Genomic DNA, 14,930 nt, shown 5'->3' with positions numbered 1-14,930 from the left:
GATGGCGGATCGCGTGCTATCGGTCACCGCCTACACCACGCTCGACCTCGTCGACGCCGTCGCGGAGGGCCACGGCTGGGACGAGGAGGCCGTGGCGGTGCTGAACGTCACCACGCCGAAGGGCGAGGAGGCCCCCGAAGAAGTGCTGTTGCAGGTGGAGTTGGACAACGCGGAACTGGAGCACCTCCCCGCGCACGCCGAGACGGTGTCGCTGTCGCCCGAGCAGGCTCGGGAGGTCGCCGCCGAGTTGGAGCGGTACGCCGACTCCGTCGAGGAAGCGTGAACGACGCCGAATAGCGCTGATCGACCTCGCGGGCGGCGCGCATCGTTTCTGCGGAACGGTCGGTAACGGTTCCCTTAGCGTCCGCATAACTTTAGGCGTCAGCGTCTTCCGTTTCGCCGGGGACGATACCATGCCCCAACCACAGAACGGCGGAGACGACCGTAACGATAGTCAACGAACCGTTACGAACGAAACCGCTGGACAGAGCGGTGCGAACCGACGGCACGAGCGGACGGAACGCGGTCGCGAGAGGGAGAGCACGTCGGACTGGCTGGCGAAGACCGGACTGCTGTCCGGTCTCGCGGTCGTCGGTTTCGCGCTGTTGTTGTTCGCACTCGGTCAGGTCGTCGGTTTCGACCTGCTGGGACTGGTCGTCGACGCGCTCAGTTCCCAGACGGGACGCTGGCTCGTCGTCGCGCTCTTCGCCCTGCTACTCATCGGAGTGGCCGAGCGGGGACTCCGTGGCACGTTCCGCCACGGCTGACTCCCCGACCCGATTTTGTTGCGGTGTGAACGCTGGCACGCGGTGTCCGGTCAGTCCATCCTGATGTTGCTGGTCGCACAGGAGCAGGTCACGACCGGGTCGAGTACGTCGTCGATCGGCATCGCCTCGCCACAATTAACGCAGATGATATGTGGATCCGAGAGTCGCTTCCGTTCGCGATAGTATTCGAGTGCCCGTCGGCCGATTACCGCCGCAGTGCCGACGCCGACTGCACCCATCAGTACCGTGTCAAATGCGCTTGCGCGTGCCATGCTCGGGCAAGGTCGGGCCAGTACCTTAAAACTGGTGCTGGAATTATCCATGATAAGTTTTGTGGGAAACGAACTCTCTTCCGAGATGCAAGCGGTTCTTATAAAAACGGGTTCGTCGTAGAACGCCCCGTATGGTGTACCTCATCGGCTCGGTCGTCGGGTTCGTCGTGAGCCTGCTCATCGGTGCGCTCGGAATCTACATCGGTGCGCGGGTCGTCACGGGAACCGACGACTACGGCTACGCACTCATCACGGCCATCGTCGGGTCGTTGGTCGGAGGTATCGTCGCGGTACTCATCGGTTGGTTGCTCGGCTGGCTCGTCGTGCTCGTCGCGTGGGTATGGGTCATCAACTGGCGCTACCCCGGCGGGTGGGGCAACGCCATCGGCATCGGCCTCATCGCGTGGGTCTCGGTGGTCGCCATCACGTACGCGCTGGCCATCCTGAACGTCCTGACGTTCAGGATGCTCGGCATCCCGAGCATCTGACCCGTTCGCTACTCGCCCAGTTCCTCTCCGATCAGTTCGACCGCGTTTCTGACGGCGCCGACCGAGGAGAGGTATCGCACGCCGACGGTCGCCTTCAGCGCCTTGGCGGCGGTGCCGGTCACCACCGTCGGACCGATTTGGGCGACCGCCCCGTCGCCGACCGAGACGAGCCAACCGGGCGAGTCGAAGGTGAACTGGTCGAGTCGCGGGTCGAACACGTCGTCGCCGCCCTCGACCAGCCGCGCGATGTTCTTCGCGACCACCCGCGCCTCGCGCACGGCGGCCTGCGCGCTCGCGGGCACCGACTCGCCGTCGCCGTCCACCACCCGCGCGGCGTCGCCGACGACGAAGGTTCCGTCGCCGAGTCGGAGCGTGCTATCGACGCGGGGGCGGTCGCCGCCCAGCGCGTCCGGGCCGCGGATTCCCCCGGTCCAGACGAACTGGTCGTAGGCGAGCGCGCTCCCGTCGGCGAGCGCGATTTCGTTCCCGTCGGCGCGTTCGACCGCGGTTCCGGTCCGGACCTCGACGTCGCGCGCTTCGAGTTCGCTCCGCACCGCCTCCCGAAAGTTCGCCGGGAACTCGGGCGCGACTTCGGCGAACTGCTCCAAGAGGACGATTTCCGCGTCCACCGCCTCTTCGCGGGCGAGCGCCGCGAGTTCGCCCGCGACCTGCACGCCCGACAGCCCCGCCCCCCCGACCACGACGCGACCGCCGTCGAGCGCCGTGAAATCGTCCCGAATCTCGCGGGCGTGGTCGAGTCGCTTCAGGGGCGTCGCGTGTTCCTCGACGCCCGGGAGGTCGTAGAAGGCGGTCTCCGCGCCGAGGCAGACGGCGGCGTAGTCGTACGCCAGTTCGCCGTCGTCGAGCGAGACGCGGTTCTCGGCGGGGGCGACCGACTCGACGCGCGCCTCCCGAATCTCGCAGTTCAGCACCTCGTCGAGGGGAACGACGATGTCGTCGGCGAGCGAGGGTCTGCGGACGACCCGGTGGAGTTCGTGCTGGACGAGGTGCTCGCCCGTTCGCTCGACCACGACGAGGGTCGCGTCGTCGGGGAGGGAGCGTTCGAGCTTTCGAGCGAGCGTGAGACCGGCGTAGCCCGCGCCGAGGACTGCCACCTGCATGGTGCGACGCTACGCGCGGGAGGGCTAAAGGCGTACTCCCCTCAGAACAGGGCTTCGCTCTCGGGGAGGACTTCGGCGGGGCCGCCGACCCTCCAGCGCATGGTCTCGACGCCGCAGTCGGCGACGACTCCCTCGACGTACTCCGCGTGCTCGGCGGTGGTGTTGACGTACACGCTCGCGCCGGTGTCGGTGGAGAAGTAGACCGGCACGTCCTCCTCCTCGCGGAGGCGGCGAACCGCGTCGAAGACGGAGAGCGTCTCGGGTTTCCAGTACACCCAGCCCGCGGGACCGGTCATCGTCGTCGCCGCGAGGGAGAGCGAGTCGTGCTCCGCCGTCTCGAAGATGCGGTCGAAATCCCCGGCGCGGAGGGCGTCGCGCATCTCCACGAGTTGATCCTGGACGTGCGCGATTCGGGCCTCGAACATGTGGCTGTCGGCGGCCTCTCGGTGTGCCTCCTCCGTCTCCTTGTAGGCGGGAACGAGACCGGCGACGATGCGAACGTCGTCCTCGACGGGCGACTCCAGTCGCTCCGAGCGACAGTCGTGGTCGTTCAGTCCGGCGTGCAGGTCGGAGAAGCCGCCCGTCACGGCGCGCGCCGCCGAGGAGGAGCCGAGGCGCGCGATGGTCGATATCTCGGGTCGCGCGAGGTCGAGACCCGCCGCCTCGACGCAGGCCATCGCCGCCGCCGCGAAGCCCGACGACGAGGAGCCGAGGCCGACGTTCGAAGGGAAGCTGTTCTCGCTCTCGAACCGGACGCGGGCGTCTATCTCGGCGAGTTCGCGCACGCGCGAGACGACCGTGCTGACGCGGTCGGCCTTGCGATCCGACAGTTCCTCGCCGTCGACGACGAACACGTCGTCGTCCAGCGTTTCGTCGAACTCGACGGTCGTCTTGGTGTGGCTCGGGGCGGTGCAGACGCTGATGCTGTCGTGGTACGGAAACCTGCGCTCCTCGTCGCGCATCCCGTGATACTTGACGAGCCCCTGAATCGGGTGGGCCTTCGCGGTCGCTTTCATACGTCGATGGGTGCGGGACGCGCGTTTAAACGCTGTGGAACGCCGCGCGGGCGACGGGTCGACGACTCGTCGCCGCGAAGTCGCCGTCAGTCCTTGCGCTTGACGACGTCGCCGAGCGTGGTGCCGCCGGTCGAACTGCCGCCGCTCCACTCCTCGTCCTCGGCGCCGCCGCTCCCGGCGGTGAGGCTGATGCCGAGTTTCCGCTCCAGTTTCTTCTGGACGCTGTCGCTCGGCAGGACGTCGCCGCGTTCGAGTTTGCGGATGAGGCTCGCCTTCTCGTTGAGTTCCTTGGCGAGGTCCTCCTGACTCAGTCCCTCGGCCTCGCGCGCGTTGCGGATGCGGTCGTCGTAGTCCTGCGCGATTTCGTCCATGTCGTCGAACATGTCCGAGCGCCGCCGGGACGACGCGCCCGACGACCCCGAACTACCCGAACTCGCGCTCGACCCGCCGGAAGAGGAGGAGGTCGAGTACTTCGTCGACGTGGACGACGACTGCTGGGTTTTGACCTCCGTGCCGAAGTCGGCGCAGTTGTCGCACACGTCCAACTCGGCGCCTTCGACTTTAATCGTCCTCGGGGAGGTCGTCTCTGCACCGCACATCTCACACTGAACCATGTGGTATCGTTTACCCCCTCGACTGATAAATCGCACGCCGCTTCACGCCAGCGCGCGCCACGAGTGGTAGAACCGCTGCAGCGCCGTCACGTGCCCGACGACGGCGAACAGAGCGAGCAACAGCGCGGCCAGCGGATAGCCCCCCACCGACTCCGCGAAGGCCGCGAGACCGGTGACGACGCCGATGAGCGCCAGCCTGTCCGCCCGCCCGAGCAGGCCGCCGTAGACGCGGTCCAAGCCGACCGCCTGCGCCTGCGTGCCGAGGTAGGAGGTCATCAGCACGCCCGTCACCGCCGCCAGTCCGAGCGCGTACCGGCCGAGTCCCGCCGCGAGACCGACGATGAGCACGATGTCGGCGTAGCGGTCGAGCACGTGGTCCAACAGGTCGCCCGCCGCGGAGTCCGTCCCGAGTTCGCGCGCCAGCGCCCCGTCGAGCAGGTCGAGCCACCCGTTCAGGAAAACGAGCACCGCGCCGACCAGGTACCAGAGTCGAGCCTCGGCCCCGAGGTAGAACGCCCACCCCGCGCCCCCGGCGAGCGCGAACGCGACGACGCTCACGGCGTCCGGGGTGAGGCCGAGTCGCACCGACGCCGAGACGAAGGGGCGGAGCGCGCGGTTCGCGACGGGGCGGAGTTGGTCGAGCGTCATAGGTACTCCAGGTAGTCGACGGTGCCGGCGGAGGGCGCGCGCTCCCCCCGGATGACCGCTTCGATGTCGCCCGCCACGGCGTCCGGCGTTCGGTCGGTCGTGTCGATTTCGTAGACCGAGTCGACGCCGCGCTCGGCGACCGCCTCCGAGAGGATCACGTCGAGGGCCTCGCTTTCCGCGTTCTCGCGCGCCTTCGCCTCCGATTCACCCCGCTCGACCAGTCGCTCGCGCAACCGCTCGGGGTGGCACCGCAGGACGACCACCCTGTCCGCGTCGAAGTGGTGGGCGAGGTGCGAATCGACCAGCAGGTCGTCGCCCCGTTCGGCCAACCACTCCCGAATCGCGTCGAAATCGGCGAGCAGGCTGTCGCGCTCCTCGTCGGTCCCTTCGTCCAACCCTTCCTTCCGAATCGCGTCGTTCAGGTGGACGACGGCGAGGTCGGATTCGACCAGTTCGGTCGCCGTCGTCTTCCCGGTGCCGGGCGTCCCGGTGACGGCGACCCTCACTCCGCCAACACCTCGTTGAGTTCGTCGACGGCGCGCCGCGTCTCCGGTTTCGTCCCGCAGGTGATGCGCACGCAGTCCGGCAGGCCGAAACTCGTGCAGTCGCGGAGGATGACGCCGCGCTCCTGCACGGCCGCCGTGACCTCGCTCGCGGCGCCGACCTCCGCGAGCACGAAGTTTCCGTGGCTCTCCCACGTCGGGGCGTCGAGGCGTTCGTAAATGTACTCGCGCGCCCAGCGCGCCGTCTCGACCGACTTCTCGACGTGCTCGTCGTCCGAGAGCGCGGCGAGGCCGCCCCGGCACGCGAGTTCGCTCGCGGCGAAGGGCGTGTTCACGCGGGCGTAGGCGTCTGCCCAGTCGTCGGGCACGACGGCGTATCCGAGTCGGACGCCGGCCAGTCCGTAGGCCTTGGAGAACGTTCGGAGGACGGCCACGTCGTCGCGGTCGTCGAGGAGGGAGACGGCGCTCGGCGCGTCGGCGTACTCGCCGTAAGCCTCGTCGACGACCACGAGGGTCCGGTCGTCGGTCCCGTCCGCGATGGCTTCCACCGCGTCCAGCGAGAACCGCCCGCCGGTGGGGTTGTGCGGGCTGGTGAGGTAGACGATTCGCTCGCCGTCGTACCGGCCGAGCACGGCGTCGGCGGTGAGCGCGAACCCGTCGTCCTTGGAGAGGGGATACTCGCGGACTTCCCCGTGGTGGTAGCGCGCGCTCATCCCGTAGTAGGCGAACCCGGGCGTCGGCACGAGCACCGCATCGCCGGGGTCGAGCGTGGCCCGGGAGAGGTAGTCGAGCGCGCCGTCGCCGCCGTTCGCCAGCCACACCTGCGCCGGTTCGACGTTCCACCCGTCGGCGAGTTCGGCGGTGAGGTCGGTGTGCGACGCCTTCGGGTAGGAACTGGCGTTCCCCGCCGCCTCTCGGATGGCGTCCACCGCCGCCGGACTCGGGCCGAAGGGGTTCTCGTTCGACGCGAGTTTCACGAGGCCCCCGGGGTCGATTCCGTGCTCCCGAGCGACCTCCTCGATGCCCCGTCCGGCCTGATACGCGACGTGCGCGGAGAGGTCTCGTGGTTCCATGTCGGGACCGAATCGCCGACCGCTCTTAAGCGTGGCCACCCGGGCCGGCACGATTAAGGAATCCGCTGGCGACCCCACGATGGGGTAACCAATGACACACCATCAGCACGACCAGTCAGGTCGCGGCGACGAGGGCGAGTCGCGGACGCAACGCTACGGCGGCCCGCGGCGGCGCGAGCGGGAGCAATCGCAGGGTCAGGATCGGGGACGGGGAGGACGAGAACACCGACAGGAACGGCGACGGCAGCGACAGCAGCAGCGGCGCTACGGCGGGCGACGAGGGGGACGACAACGAGGGGAAGAACAGCACGAGCAGCAACGCGGCCAACCGGAACGCGGACGGCAGGGCGGGCGACAAGGGCGACAGCGTCGGTACGGACGACGGTCGCAACGAGGGGGAGAACGGTCGCAGCAGCAGGAGCAGAACCAGTACGGCGGTGGCTCCGAGGGCCAGTACAGCTCCGTCCAGCAGACCGCGATGCGCGAGGGGCAACAGAGCCGCCAGAATCGACGAGAGCGGCGACAGCAGGAGCGACGCTACGGGCGACGAAGGGAGCAGGGCCAGCAACAGGGTCAGCAGTTCCACGAATCGCAGGGACAGGAACAGCAGGAACATCAGGGCGAGCGCCTCCAGGAGCAGCAGGGACGACGGCAGGGTCCGCGACACTGACCGCTCGAACCGACGATTTCGAAATCGGCGAACCGTCCGACCGCCGTTCGTTTCGGCCGGAGGCTTCATGCCGACGACCGATGTAGCGCCTCCGTCATGGCTTTCGAAATCACTCGACGGAGGGGACGATGACGCAAATCGGCTACACGCTGTCGAGCGAGGAGCACCATCCGAACGACCTCGTTCAGCACGCCGCGCGGGCCGAGGAGGTGGGCTTCGACTTCGCGTCCATCTCCGACCACTACCACCCGTGGATAAGCCAGCAGGGACACAGTCCGTTCGTCTGGTCGACGCTCGGCGGCGTCGCGCACGCCACCGACGACCTCCCGGTGGGAATCGGCGTGAACTGTCCCATCATGCGATACCATCCGGCCATCGTCGCGCAGGCCGCCGCGACCGCCGCGGCGATGTTCGAGGGCGATTTCTTCCTCGGCGTCGGGACGGGCGAACGACTGAACGAGCACGTCGTCGGCGAGCACTGGCCCGAGCATCCGATTCGGATGGAGATGCTCGAAGAGGCGATAGAGATCATCCGAAAACTGTGGCAGGGCGGCCAGCAGAGCTACTACGGCGACCACTTCACGGTCGAGAACGCGCGGCTCTACACGCTGCCGGACGAACCGCCGGAAATCGTCGTCTCGGCCTACGGCGAACGGGCGGCGAAGGCCGCCGCGGAACTGGGCGACGGGTTCTGGAGCGTCGGGCCGCAGGACGTGGTCGAGACCTTCGACGAGGCCGGCGGCGAGGGGCCGAGGTACAGCCAGATGTCCATCTGCTACGCCGAAGACGAGGACGAGGCCATCGACACCGCGCTGGAAAACTGGCCGAACACGTCGCTGCCGGGCGAACTCGCCGCCCAACTCGCCACCCCGACGCACTTCGAGCAGGCCAGTAAGATGGTTACCCGAGAGGACATCGCCGAGGGGAGCGTCGTGACCGACCCCGACCCGGACACCCACGTCGAGAACCTGCGCCAGTTCTTCGACGCGGGCTACGACCACGTCTACGTCCACCAGATCGGCCCGAACCAGGAGGCTTTCTTCGACTTCTACGAGAACGAGGTGTTGCCGGAGTTCGAGTGAGCGCGCGAGGAACCGACCGTCCGCGAAAGCCGGCGTTTTCGGCGCACCGGCGGGACGAACCGATGTCGGAAGCGCGGTGAGTGAAACGGGTGTTTCACTCTACCCAACACCTTTGTTATCCGAATGACCAGTGAGGCGTATGACAGCACGCAGCAGTCGCCTGCTCGTCCTCTCGCTGGTCGTCCTCGTGGCCCTCGCCGGTTGTTCGGGCTCCGGCGGAGACGACGCGAAGAACTCGGCGAACGGTCCGAACGGGGCGGCCACCCGATCGAGCGGGAACACGGCCGATAACGGTCAGCAGCGAACCGCGCTCGTCGTCCAACAGCGGGCGCTCATCCGGACGGGGAACGTCACGCTTCGGGTCGAGAACTTCGACCGGTCGAGCCGAAATCTCACCGAGGCGGCGCGCGCACGGGGCGGGTTCGTCAGCGACTCGAACCGGCGCGTCCACCGCCGAGGAAACGAGACGTGGACGTCCGGGCGCGTCGTCTTCCGGATTCCGAAGGGGAACTTCTCCGCGTTCTTCGAGCGGGCGAAACGGGTGGGCGAGGTTGAGGAGTCGAGCACCGGAACGCGGGACGTGACCGACCGACTCATCGACCTCGAAGCCCGCCTCGGGAACCTCCGGGCGCAGCGCGAAAAGCTCCGCGAACTCTACCGGAACGCCAACGACACCGAAGCCGTGCTCGCCGTGCAAAAGCGCCTCTCGAAGGTGCAGTCCGAAATCGAGCGACTGGAGGCGAAACAGCAGTCGCTCCAAAAGCGCGTCGCCTACTCGACCGTAACCGTGACGATGCAGGAACCGCGACCTGACGCGGCGACGAAGACGGGTGACGAGAAGTCGTGGTACGACGCGGGCGTTCTGGCCGCCTTCCTCGACTCGGTCGACGGCACGTTCGTCGTGCTCCGGGCGATGGTCGTCGGCGCGGCGTACGTCCTGCCCTACCTCGTCGTCCTCGGGATTCCCGTCGGCGGAGCGTTCGCACTGTGGCGGCGGTCGAACTCGGAGGCGTCGACCGCGAACGAGTCGGAGCCGGCGTCGCGGTCGTCGGAATCGGACGAGGAGTGAGTCCCGACGGTCGAACACCTCCGACGGGGGGCCGATTCCACGACCGCTCCCGCTTTCGCTCTCGCAATCTATTTGGGCGCGCCGACAGTCGCTCCGGGTATGTTCGTACTCGTCAATCTGAAAGCCTACCCGTGCGACCCGATCGAGATAGCGGAGGCGGCGCGCGACGTGAGCGAAGAACGCGACGTCGACGTCGCGGTGGCGCCGCAGGCGGCTCACCTCTCGCGGGTCGCGGAGACCGGCGTCGAGACGTGGGGGCAACACGTCAGCCCCGTCGAACGCGGGAGTCACACCGGAAGCACCCTCGCGGAGGCGGTCGCGGACGCGGGCGCGACCGGCACGCTGCTCAACCACTCGGAGCGCAGGCTCAAACTCGCCGACATCGACGCGGGGCTGGACGCCGCGGAGCGCGTCGGACTGGGGACGACCGTCTGCGCGAACAACCCCGAGCAAGTCGGCGCGGTCGCCGCTCTCGGCCCGGACGCGGTCGCGGTCGAACCGCCGGAACTCATCGGAACCGGCACGCCCGTCAGCAAGGCCGACCCGGACGTCGTCACCGACGCGGTGGCGGCGGCCGAGGCGGTGGACGACGACGTGAGCGTCTTCTGCGGCGCGGGCATCTCCACCGGGGAAGACCTCGTGGCGGCGCGGGAACTCGGCGCGGAGGGCGTCCTGCTGGCGAGCGGCGTGGCGAAGGCCGACGACCCGACGGCGGCGCTCGAGAGCCTCGTCGAACCGCTCTAGGCGGAGACGACGACGAAGTGGTCGTCGTCCTGCGCTTCGAGCACCGACCGCTCCCGCATCCGGACGACGTAGCCCGTGACGGTGGGGTCGAGTTCGTGTTCCGCCCGGACGCGGACGAGGTTCCCGATGACCTGCGCCGACGGCGGTTTCTGCGCGGCCCCGCAGTCGTAGACGGTGATGAGCTGGTCGCCTCGCTCCGCCTCGTAGACGATGATGTGGGCGTGTCGCGGCAGGTGCCAGCGACCCTCGCCCGCTCGCGCCAGCTTGTTCATACCGCGGGCTTGGAGGTCCACGGTTATCAGAAGTCCGAAAGCGACACCTGCCCGGAGCGGGTCCGATCGCGCGCTCGCTCGTCGGTTCCCCTCTCTTCACCCGTCTCGCAGCCCTCCGCCTCGCTACGGTCGTCCGGCGTTCGCTCTCCCGTTTCCTTCCCCGCTCGTTCTCCCGCCGCCTCCGGCGCGTCGAAGCCGTCGAGGCTGGTCTGGTCGCTCTCGGTGAACTGGAGGTTCGAGACGCGCACGCCGACCTTCCGCACCCTGTCGTCGTCGAACTCGGCGAGCAGGTCGAGCGCGACCTCCTCGACCAGTTCGGGGTCGTCCACCGGGCCGGGCAGCGACCGCTCGCGGGTGTGAACGTCGAACGGCGGCGTTACGACCTTCACGCCGATGGTGCGGTACATCGCGTCCCGGTCGCGGGCGCGGTCGGCGACCGCGGTCGCCAGCGTCGAGACGCGCGCTCGTTTTTCCTCCGCGTCGCTCGTCGCACCCGTGAACGCCGACTCGCGCGAGAGGCTCTTGGGGCGACCGGTCGGCGTCACCGCTCGGTCGTCGTCGCCGCGCGCTCGCCGGTGGAGTTCGCGCCCGCGCTCGCCGAATCGTTCCGCGAGTTCGTGCGGGTCGGCGTCCGCGAGGTCGCCCGCCGTCCCGACGCCCATCTCGCGGAGTTCGCGGGCGGTGACCGGGCCGACGCCGTGGAGTTCCGCCGCGTCGAGCGGGGCCAAGAACTCCTGAACGGTGCCGGGTTCCACGACGACCAGTCCGTCCGGTTTGTCGTGGTCGCTGGCTATCTTGGCCGCGCTCATGTTCGGGGCGACGCCGACGCTCGCGGTGACGCCGACCTCCCGCTCGATTCGGTTCTTGACGTGACGGGCGAATCCCTCGGCGACTTCCCACGCGGTGCGGCCGGTCACGTCGAGGTACGCTTCGTCGATGCTCACCTCGCGCACCGTGTCCGCGCAGTCGTGGAGGATGGCACGAACGTCGTCGCTGACCGATTTGTAGAACGCCATATCCACCGGGCGGTAGTAACCCGCGTCGTCACCGTCGCCGTCGTCGTCCGACTCGGAGTCGGCGGTCGTTTTTCGGGGGAGCCGTTCGAGCGCCGTGCTGATGGCCTGTGCGCTCTCGACGCCGTACTCGCGGGCTTCGTAGCTCGCGGTGGCGACCGCACCGTGGGGTTCGCCTTCCTCGTACCCCATGCCGACGACGACCGGTTCGCCTTCGAGGTCGGGGTCGCGGAGTCGCTCGCAGGACGCGTAAAAGCAGTCCATATCCACGTGGAGGACGATACGCTCCTCGCGTTCGTCTTCGACGCCGGGCAAGCGTCCGCCGCGCTTCGACATCGGCGAACCGTTCGAACGCCATCGGGATTAACCTGTGCAAAGCGGGACGAAAGTGAACAACTACGTGGAGCGATACCCGCTAGGGGTTGCCGGAGACAAAAGAAATTAATGTAGGGTACAGTTCCGTTTGCGCCATATTTCGCTATATTTATTGATGGATGTGTGGTAGCGCCGGGCAAGATGGGCACTTCCGACGACCGCGACTCTAGCGGTGACGAACGGCTTAGTCTTCGGGTCGTTCACGCCATCGCTGAGTACGAAGAAACCGATCCGACGGAGATCAGACCGGTTCTCTACGATATCATCGACCCGGACGCGCTCGACTCGCTGTTCGAGGATACGCAAAACGGAACTGCTCGTGCGAGTGGCCACGTCGCGTTCGGCTACGGGCGACACGAAGTTACCGTCTACAGCGACGGGCGAATCGAACTCGTCGAGAAGGAGTTCCCTGAATCGGTCGCTTCGACGAAGTCCACGTCGAACGACAGCTGAACGGGGACGCCGAGACGACGGGTACGCGCTCCAGCCTGGGTTATCACCGAGTGATATTTTGTCATCGTATCGTTCGTTAGTGGTAGTGCGAAACTCGCCGATAGCTATATGTTCGTCACCCTCTGAGACGGTAGTAGCACACCGTGCGCGATTCAAACGACTCCAGGGATTTCAATATGGACATCGAGATCGAGACCGTTAGCGACGACGATTCGACCGAGGCAACGTCGAGGTACGTATTCGACATCGAACGCGAAATGGCCGACGGACACGCGTGTGCGGGCATCGTCCGCGCTCTCGCGGAGGTTACGGACGCAGCGCCGCACGAGATGACGCCGCTTCACGCGGTGGTAAACTGCGATGCGGTCGAAGCGCTCTTCCGTACCCGCCGGTACGGCGAGGCACGAGATAACGTCTCTCTCACCTTCCACTACGACGTGTACGAGGTGAGCGTCGACGCGAGCGGAAAGGTAATCGTGAAAGAGTAGCGCGTTTTCCCGCCGACGCCCCTCCGTGTACTTTTCGGCGAACTTCGTTTCGGTTCACACATCAGTTGGACGGCCAATAGTTTTTCTGAAAACGGGCGGAAAACCGCCGACCGAGAGATGACCGACAACAACTACCCGTCCCGACGCTCGGTTCTCCGCCTCTCCGGAAGCGCCCTCGCCGCCACGACGCTCGCGGGGTGCACGGGCGGAGGCGGCGGCGACTCGGGAACGACCACCACCACGACGAAAACCGACGACGGCGGAACCTCGACCACGACGAGTGGCGGTTCGAACGGCGACCGCGAGGAGATACGCCTGGGGGCGAAACAGAGCGGCTGGGTCGGCCGCAAACCGCAGTCCATCGCGGGCGAGAAGAATCCGACGCTGTCCCTGAAGGCGGGGCAGAAGTACAAACTCACGTGGGAGAACTTGGACGGAATGGAACACGAACTGCTCATCGTCGACGACAGCAACGGGAAACTCGAAGAGAGCGACAAGAAACTCGTCAAGAGCGACGACGCGAAGAAGAAAGGCGAGACGGTGACCGTGACGTTCACCGCCTCGAAACAGATGGCGCAGTACTTCTGCGAGTACCACGCGCAAACGATGAAAGGGCGGGTGAAGCTCGAAGGCGGGTAGCGAAACGGACAGGTGAACGAGTCGCGGTGCGCGAACGGAACCGTCGATATTTCGCCGCGGATGCGGTCCGAACTACCGCTCGATTATCCCCCGCCGTCGGCCAGTTCGAACGTGTAGAGTCCGGTGAACGAATCGCTCGCGACGACGAGGTCGCGCGTCGCGTTGTACGCCGCCCGCCACGCCATCGGCGGCGAGCCGAGTTGCGCGACCTTGTCGTTCGGCGTCAGCGCGTTCGCGCCGTCGTCGGTCGGATACCGGTCTATCGGCCGCGGGTTCGTCGGGTCGGTGATGTCGTACGCCACGACGCCCTCGTGCCAGTCGGCGCTCACGACGAGCGTCGCGTTCCCCAGCGGAACGATACTGAAGTGATGTCCCGTCCAGTCGAACCGCTCGGCGTAGTCATCCCCCATGCGCTTCGCGTTCGGCGAGACGGTGAACCCGACCGGAATCGGATTCGAGAGCGATCCATCCTTCCATCCGACGTCGAAGACGTGTTTTCCGCCCGGTGTTCCCGTCGGTCGCTCGTCCCCGAGGACGAGCAGGTCGCGCCGGGGGTCGAAGTGACCGTGGTGTGCGCTCCCGAACGCTTCCTCGCCGACTCGCGCCTCGCCGTACGATTTTCGCTTCGTGTAGTCGAAGCGCCCGATCTCGGTCGGATTCCGCGGGTCGCTCAGGTCGTAGATGACGAATCCGATGAACTTCCCCGCCTGAAACGCGGAACAGAGCAACTCCCGCTTCGGGTCGACGGTGATGTCGTGGCACGCCCCCTGCGGGCCGTGCTGGCCGACTTTGCGCGGAGTCGTCGGGTCGGAAACGTCGTACACGTCGAATCCGTTCGTCTTCAGGTCGTAGTTGACCGTGTAGAGCACCGGCTTCGTCGGGTGCGGCGTCAGGTTGTGCGATTTCCCCTCCGAGACGGTGCCGACGACTTTCGGGTTCTTCGGCGTCCCCGAACCGTGACCGTAGTCGACGATTTCGAAGTTTCCGTCCCACGTTCGCTCTATCGCTCGGTGGTAGAGCCCGTTCCGAGCGTCGAACTTGACGTCTAAATTCGGCGCGTCGTTCGCGTTGCCGAGGTGGTGAACCCGCTTCGGGGCGGTCGGGTCGGAGAGATCGACCAGGTAGCTGCCGCTCACCCCCCACTTGGTTCCGACGACGGCGTAGCGCCCGTCGGCCCGAACCGACACCTCCGAGATACCACCGCTGGGGGACGACCGCGCGGAGGGGTGTAGCTGCCCCCGCTTTCGTAGCGTCAGTCGACTCGGGTCGACGTTTTCCTTATCCGCGGTCGTGGTGGTCGTCGTTTCTTCGTTGTTCTCGGTCAGCGAACTCGAACATCCCGCGAGTAACGTTCCCGCGAGGGCCGTACCGGTACGTACGAGCAGCCGACGGCGGGTCGATGAATCACGCAGGCGGGTCATCGGTGGTCACTGGGCGTTCGATGCGATGCCCTCGCCGTTTGTTATGCGCCATCTGAATTAAATACGGAACGAGCAACCGCTTCCTACTCCTCGATTTTGGTTAGTTCAGCCACATCTTCGTTTCATTTTTCCGCTCGCCGACGGGTGAGCGTACGCCGCGCGGTGCGCGGCGTGTCGTTCGCGGGAAAGGCGGCGGAAATCG

The 14,930-nt window shown here is 66.9% G+C and carries 20 protein-coding genes; 10 read left to right on the top strand and 10 right to left on the bottom strand.

Going from position 1 to position 14,930, the window contains the following annotated elements:
- Position 1 precedes the first annotated feature (1 nt).
- Complete coding sequence (locus tag LIX00_RS01175) at positions 2-283, top strand: DUF6360 family protein (RefSeq protein WP_227354361.1); 282 nt, start codon at positions 2-4, stop codon at positions 281-283.
- A 130-nt stretch (positions 284-413) separates the two neighbouring features.
- A complete protein-coding gene (locus LIX00_RS01170) occupies positions 414-767 on the top strand; it encodes a hypothetical protein (protein ID WP_227354360.1) in 354 nt (117 codons plus the stop codon).
- 50 nt (positions 768-817) lie between these two features.
- Here the strand turns inward: LIX00_RS01170 and LIX00_RS01165 are convergent, their stop codons facing one another.
- Entirely contained in the window at positions 818-1,039 is a 222-nt protein-coding gene (locus LIX00_RS01165; protein WP_227354359.1) for a hypothetical protein, read from the bottom strand.
- Positions 1,040-1,170: 131 nt separating this feature from the next.
- On the opposite strand from LIX00_RS01165, the gene LIX00_RS01160 reads away from it, so the two are divergent.
- Positions 1,171-1,527: a hypothetical protein gene (locus tag LIX00_RS01160; protein WP_227354358.1), complete on the top strand. Its 357-nt coding sequence runs from the start codon at positions 1,171-1,173 to the stop codon at positions 1,525-1,527.
- Positions 1,528-1,535: 8 nt separating this feature from the next.
- Here LIX00_RS01160 and LIX00_RS01155 read toward each other — a convergent pair whose 3' ends face one another.
- The 6 genes from LIX00_RS01155 to hisC all read right to left on the bottom strand — a co-directional run bounded on the left by LIX00_RS01155 (position 1,536) and on the right by hisC (position 6,502).
- Positions 1,536-2,648, bottom strand: a complete 1,113-nt coding sequence (locus LIX00_RS01155; RefSeq protein WP_227354357.1) for an NAD(P)/FAD-dependent oxidoreductase — start codon at positions 2,646-2,648, stop codon at positions 1,536-1,538.
- Positions 2,649-2,689: 41 nt separating this feature from the next.
- The gene (gene mvaD / locus LIX00_RS01150) at positions 2,690-3,664 is read right to left on the bottom strand and encodes a phosphomevalonate decarboxylase MvaD (RefSeq protein WP_227354356.1); all 975 of its coding nucleotides are present in this window, start codon (positions 3,662-3,664) and stop codon (positions 2,690-2,692) included.
- An 86-nt stretch (positions 3,665-3,750) separates the two neighbouring features.
- A complete protein-coding gene (locus LIX00_RS01145; RefSeq protein WP_227354355.1) occupies positions 3,751-4,278 on the bottom strand; it encodes a multiprotein bridging factor aMBF1 in 528 nt (175 codons plus the stop codon).
- A 42-nt stretch (positions 4,279-4,320) separates the two neighbouring features.
- Complete coding sequence (locus LIX00_RS01140) at positions 4,321-4,926, bottom strand: CDP-alcohol phosphatidyltransferase family protein (RefSeq protein ID WP_227354354.1); 606 nt, start codon at positions 4,924-4,926, stop codon at positions 4,321-4,323.
- The gene (locus tag LIX00_RS01135; protein ID WP_227354353.1) at positions 4,923-5,432 is read right to left on the bottom strand and encodes an adenylate kinase family protein; all 510 of its coding nucleotides are present in this window, start codon (positions 5,430-5,432) and stop codon (positions 4,923-4,925) included. The genes LIX00_RS01140 and LIX00_RS01135 overlap by 4 nt, the downstream gene beginning before the upstream one ends.
- Positions 5,429-6,502 (bottom strand): histidinol-phosphate transaminase, encoded by a 1,074-nt coding sequence (gene hisC, locus LIX00_RS01130; protein WP_227354352.1) that lies wholly within the window; start codon positions 6,500-6,502, stop codon positions 5,429-5,431. The genes LIX00_RS01135 and hisC overlap by 4 nt, the downstream gene beginning before the upstream one ends.
- A gap of 91 nt (positions 6,503-6,593) precedes the next feature.
- Between hisC and LIX00_RS01125 the strand changes: the two genes are divergently transcribed.
- The 4 genes from LIX00_RS01125 (at position 6,594) to tpiA (ending at position 10,067) form a co-directional block, all read left to right on the top strand.
- A complete protein-coding gene (locus LIX00_RS01125; RefSeq protein WP_227354351.1) occupies positions 6,594-7,172 on the top strand; it encodes a hypothetical protein in 579 nt (192 codons plus the stop codon).
- Positions 7,173-7,300: 128 nt separating this feature from the next.
- Positions 7,301-8,254: a TIGR03557 family F420-dependent LLM class oxidoreductase gene (locus tag LIX00_RS01120; protein ID WP_227354350.1), complete on the top strand. Its 954-nt coding sequence runs from the start codon at positions 7,301-7,303 to the stop codon at positions 8,252-8,254.
- A gap of 139 nt (positions 8,255-8,393) precedes the next feature.
- A complete protein-coding gene (locus LIX00_RS01115; RefSeq protein WP_227354349.1) occupies positions 8,394-9,323 on the top strand; it encodes a DUF4349 domain-containing protein in 930 nt (309 codons plus the stop codon).
- Between the two features lie 99 nt (positions 9,324-9,422).
- Positions 9,423-10,067, top strand: coding sequence for a triose-phosphate isomerase (gene tpiA, locus LIX00_RS01110; RefSeq protein ID WP_227354348.1), 645 nt, complete (start codon positions 9,423-9,425; stop codon positions 10,065-10,067).
- Here the strand turns inward: tpiA and LIX00_RS01105 are convergent.
- On the bottom strand, positions 10,064-10,339 hold the full coding sequence (locus LIX00_RS01105) for a hypothetical protein (RefSeq protein WP_227354347.1): 276 nt from the start codon (positions 10,337-10,339) through the stop codon (positions 10,064-10,066). The genes tpiA and LIX00_RS01105 overlap by 4 nt on opposite strands.
- Positions 10,340-10,365: 26 nt before the next feature.
- Positions 10,366-11,688: a DNA polymerase Y family protein gene (locus tag LIX00_RS01100; RefSeq protein ID WP_227354346.1), complete on the bottom strand. Its 1,323-nt coding sequence runs from the start codon at positions 11,686-11,688 to the stop codon at positions 10,366-10,368.
- A 180-nt stretch (positions 11,689-11,868) separates the two neighbouring features.
- Here LIX00_RS01100 and ddfA point away from each other — a divergent pair, with 180 nt between their 5' ends.
- From ddfA to LIX00_RS01085, 3 genes are all read left to right on the top strand, one after another.
- Positions 11,869-12,180 carry a DdfA family disk-determining factor gene (ddfA, locus tag LIX00_RS01095; protein ID WP_227354345.1) on the top strand — a complete coding sequence of 104 codons (312 nt, stop codon included), beginning with the start codon at positions 11,869-11,871 and terminating at the stop codon, positions 12,178-12,180.
- A gap of 176 nt (positions 12,181-12,356) precedes the next feature.
- Entirely contained in the window at positions 12,357-12,668 is a 312-nt protein-coding gene (locus LIX00_RS01090) for a HalOD1 output domain-containing protein (RefSeq protein ID WP_227354344.1), read from the top strand.
- A gap of 117 nt (positions 12,669-12,785) precedes the next feature.
- Complete coding sequence (locus LIX00_RS01085) at positions 12,786-13,307, top strand: plastocyanin/azurin family copper-binding protein (RefSeq protein ID WP_227354343.1); 522 nt, start codon at positions 12,786-12,788, stop codon at positions 13,305-13,307.
- A gap of 83 nt (positions 13,308-13,390) precedes the next feature.
- On the opposite strand, the gene LIX00_RS01080 is transcribed toward LIX00_RS01085, so the two are convergent.
- Complete coding sequence (locus tag LIX00_RS01080; protein WP_227354342.1) at positions 13,391-14,728, bottom strand: LVIVD repeat-containing protein; 1,338 nt, start codon at positions 14,726-14,728, stop codon at positions 13,391-13,393.
- Positions 14,729-14,930 lie beyond the last annotated feature (202 nt).

Origin of the sequence: Haladaptatus salinisoli, from assembly GCF_020614375.1 — an archaeon.
GTDB classification, from domain to species: Archaea; Halobacteriota; Halobacteria; order Halobacteriales; family Haladaptataceae; genus Haladaptatus; species Haladaptatus salinisoli.
This window is presented reverse-complemented; position numbering and strand designations above follow the sequence as displayed.

Bases quoted from the DNA above. Each gene is read 5' to 3' on its own strand.
- LIX00_RS01140 (WP_227354354.1), bottom strand. From the start codon at position 4,926: ATGACGCTCGACCAACTCCGCCCCGTCGCGAACCGCGCGCTCCGCCCC.
- LIX00_RS01090 (WP_227354344.1), top strand. From the start codon at position 12,357: ATGGACATCGAGATCGAGACCGTTAGCGACGACGATTCGACCGAGGCA.
- LIX00_RS01155 (WP_227354357.1), bottom strand. From the start codon at position 2,648: ATGCAGGTGGCAGTCCTCGGCGCGGGCTACGCCGGTCTCACGCTCGCT.
- LIX00_RS01105 (WP_227354347.1), bottom strand. From the start codon at position 10,339: ATGAACAAGCTGGCGCGAGCGGGCGAGGGTCGCTGGCACCTGCCGCGA.
- tpiA (WP_227354348.1), top strand. From the start codon at position 9,423: ATGTTCGTACTCGTCAATCTGAAAGCCTACCCGTGCGACCCGATCGAG.
- LIX00_RS01120 (WP_227354350.1), top strand. From the start codon at position 7,301: ATGACGCAAATCGGCTACACGCTGTCGAGCGAGGAGCACCATCCGAAC.
- LIX00_RS01160 (WP_227354358.1), top strand. From the start codon at position 1,171: ATGGTGTACCTCATCGGCTCGGTCGTCGGGTTCGTCGTGAGCCTGCTC.
- LIX00_RS01175 (WP_227354361.1), top strand. From the start codon at position 2: ATGGCGGATCGCGTGCTATCGGTCACCGCCTACACCACGCTCGACCTC.
- LIX00_RS01100 (WP_227354346.1), bottom strand. From the start codon at position 11,688: ATGTCGAAGCGCGGCGGACGCTTGCCCGGCGTCGAAGACGAACGCGAG.
- LIX00_RS01170 (WP_227354360.1), top strand. From the start codon at position 414: ATGCCCCAACCACAGAACGGCGGAGACGACCGTAACGATAGTCAACGA.
- hisC (WP_227354352.1), bottom strand. From the start codon at position 6,502: ATGGAACCACGAGACCTCTCCGCGCACGTCGCGTATCAGGCCGGACGG.
- LIX00_RS01165 (WP_227354359.1), bottom strand. From the start codon at position 1,039: ATGGCACGCGCAAGCGCATTTGACACGGTACTGATGGGTGCAGTCGGC.
- LIX00_RS01125 (WP_227354351.1), top strand. From the start codon at position 6,594: ATGACACACCATCAGCACGACCAGTCAGGTCGCGGCGACGAGGGCGAG.
- mvaD (WP_227354356.1), bottom strand. From the start codon at position 3,664: ATGAAAGCGACCGCGAAGGCCCACCCGATTCAGGGGCTCGTCAAGTAT.
- LIX00_RS01115 (WP_227354349.1), top strand. From the start codon at position 8,394: ATGACAGCACGCAGCAGTCGCCTGCTCGTCCTCTCGCTGGTCGTCCTC.
- LIX00_RS01080 (WP_227354342.1), bottom strand. From the start codon at position 14,728: ATGACCCGCCTGCGTGATTCATCGACCCGCCGTCGGCTGCTCGTACGT.
- LIX00_RS01145 (WP_227354355.1), bottom strand. From the start codon at position 4,278: ATGGTTCAGTGTGAGATGTGCGGTGCAGAGACGACCTCCCCGAGGACG.
- ddfA (WP_227354345.1), top strand. From the start codon at position 11,869: ATGGGCACTTCCGACGACCGCGACTCTAGCGGTGACGAACGGCTTAGT.
- LIX00_RS01085 (WP_227354343.1), top strand. From the start codon at position 12,786: ATGACCGACAACAACTACCCGTCCCGACGCTCGGTTCTCCGCCTCTCC.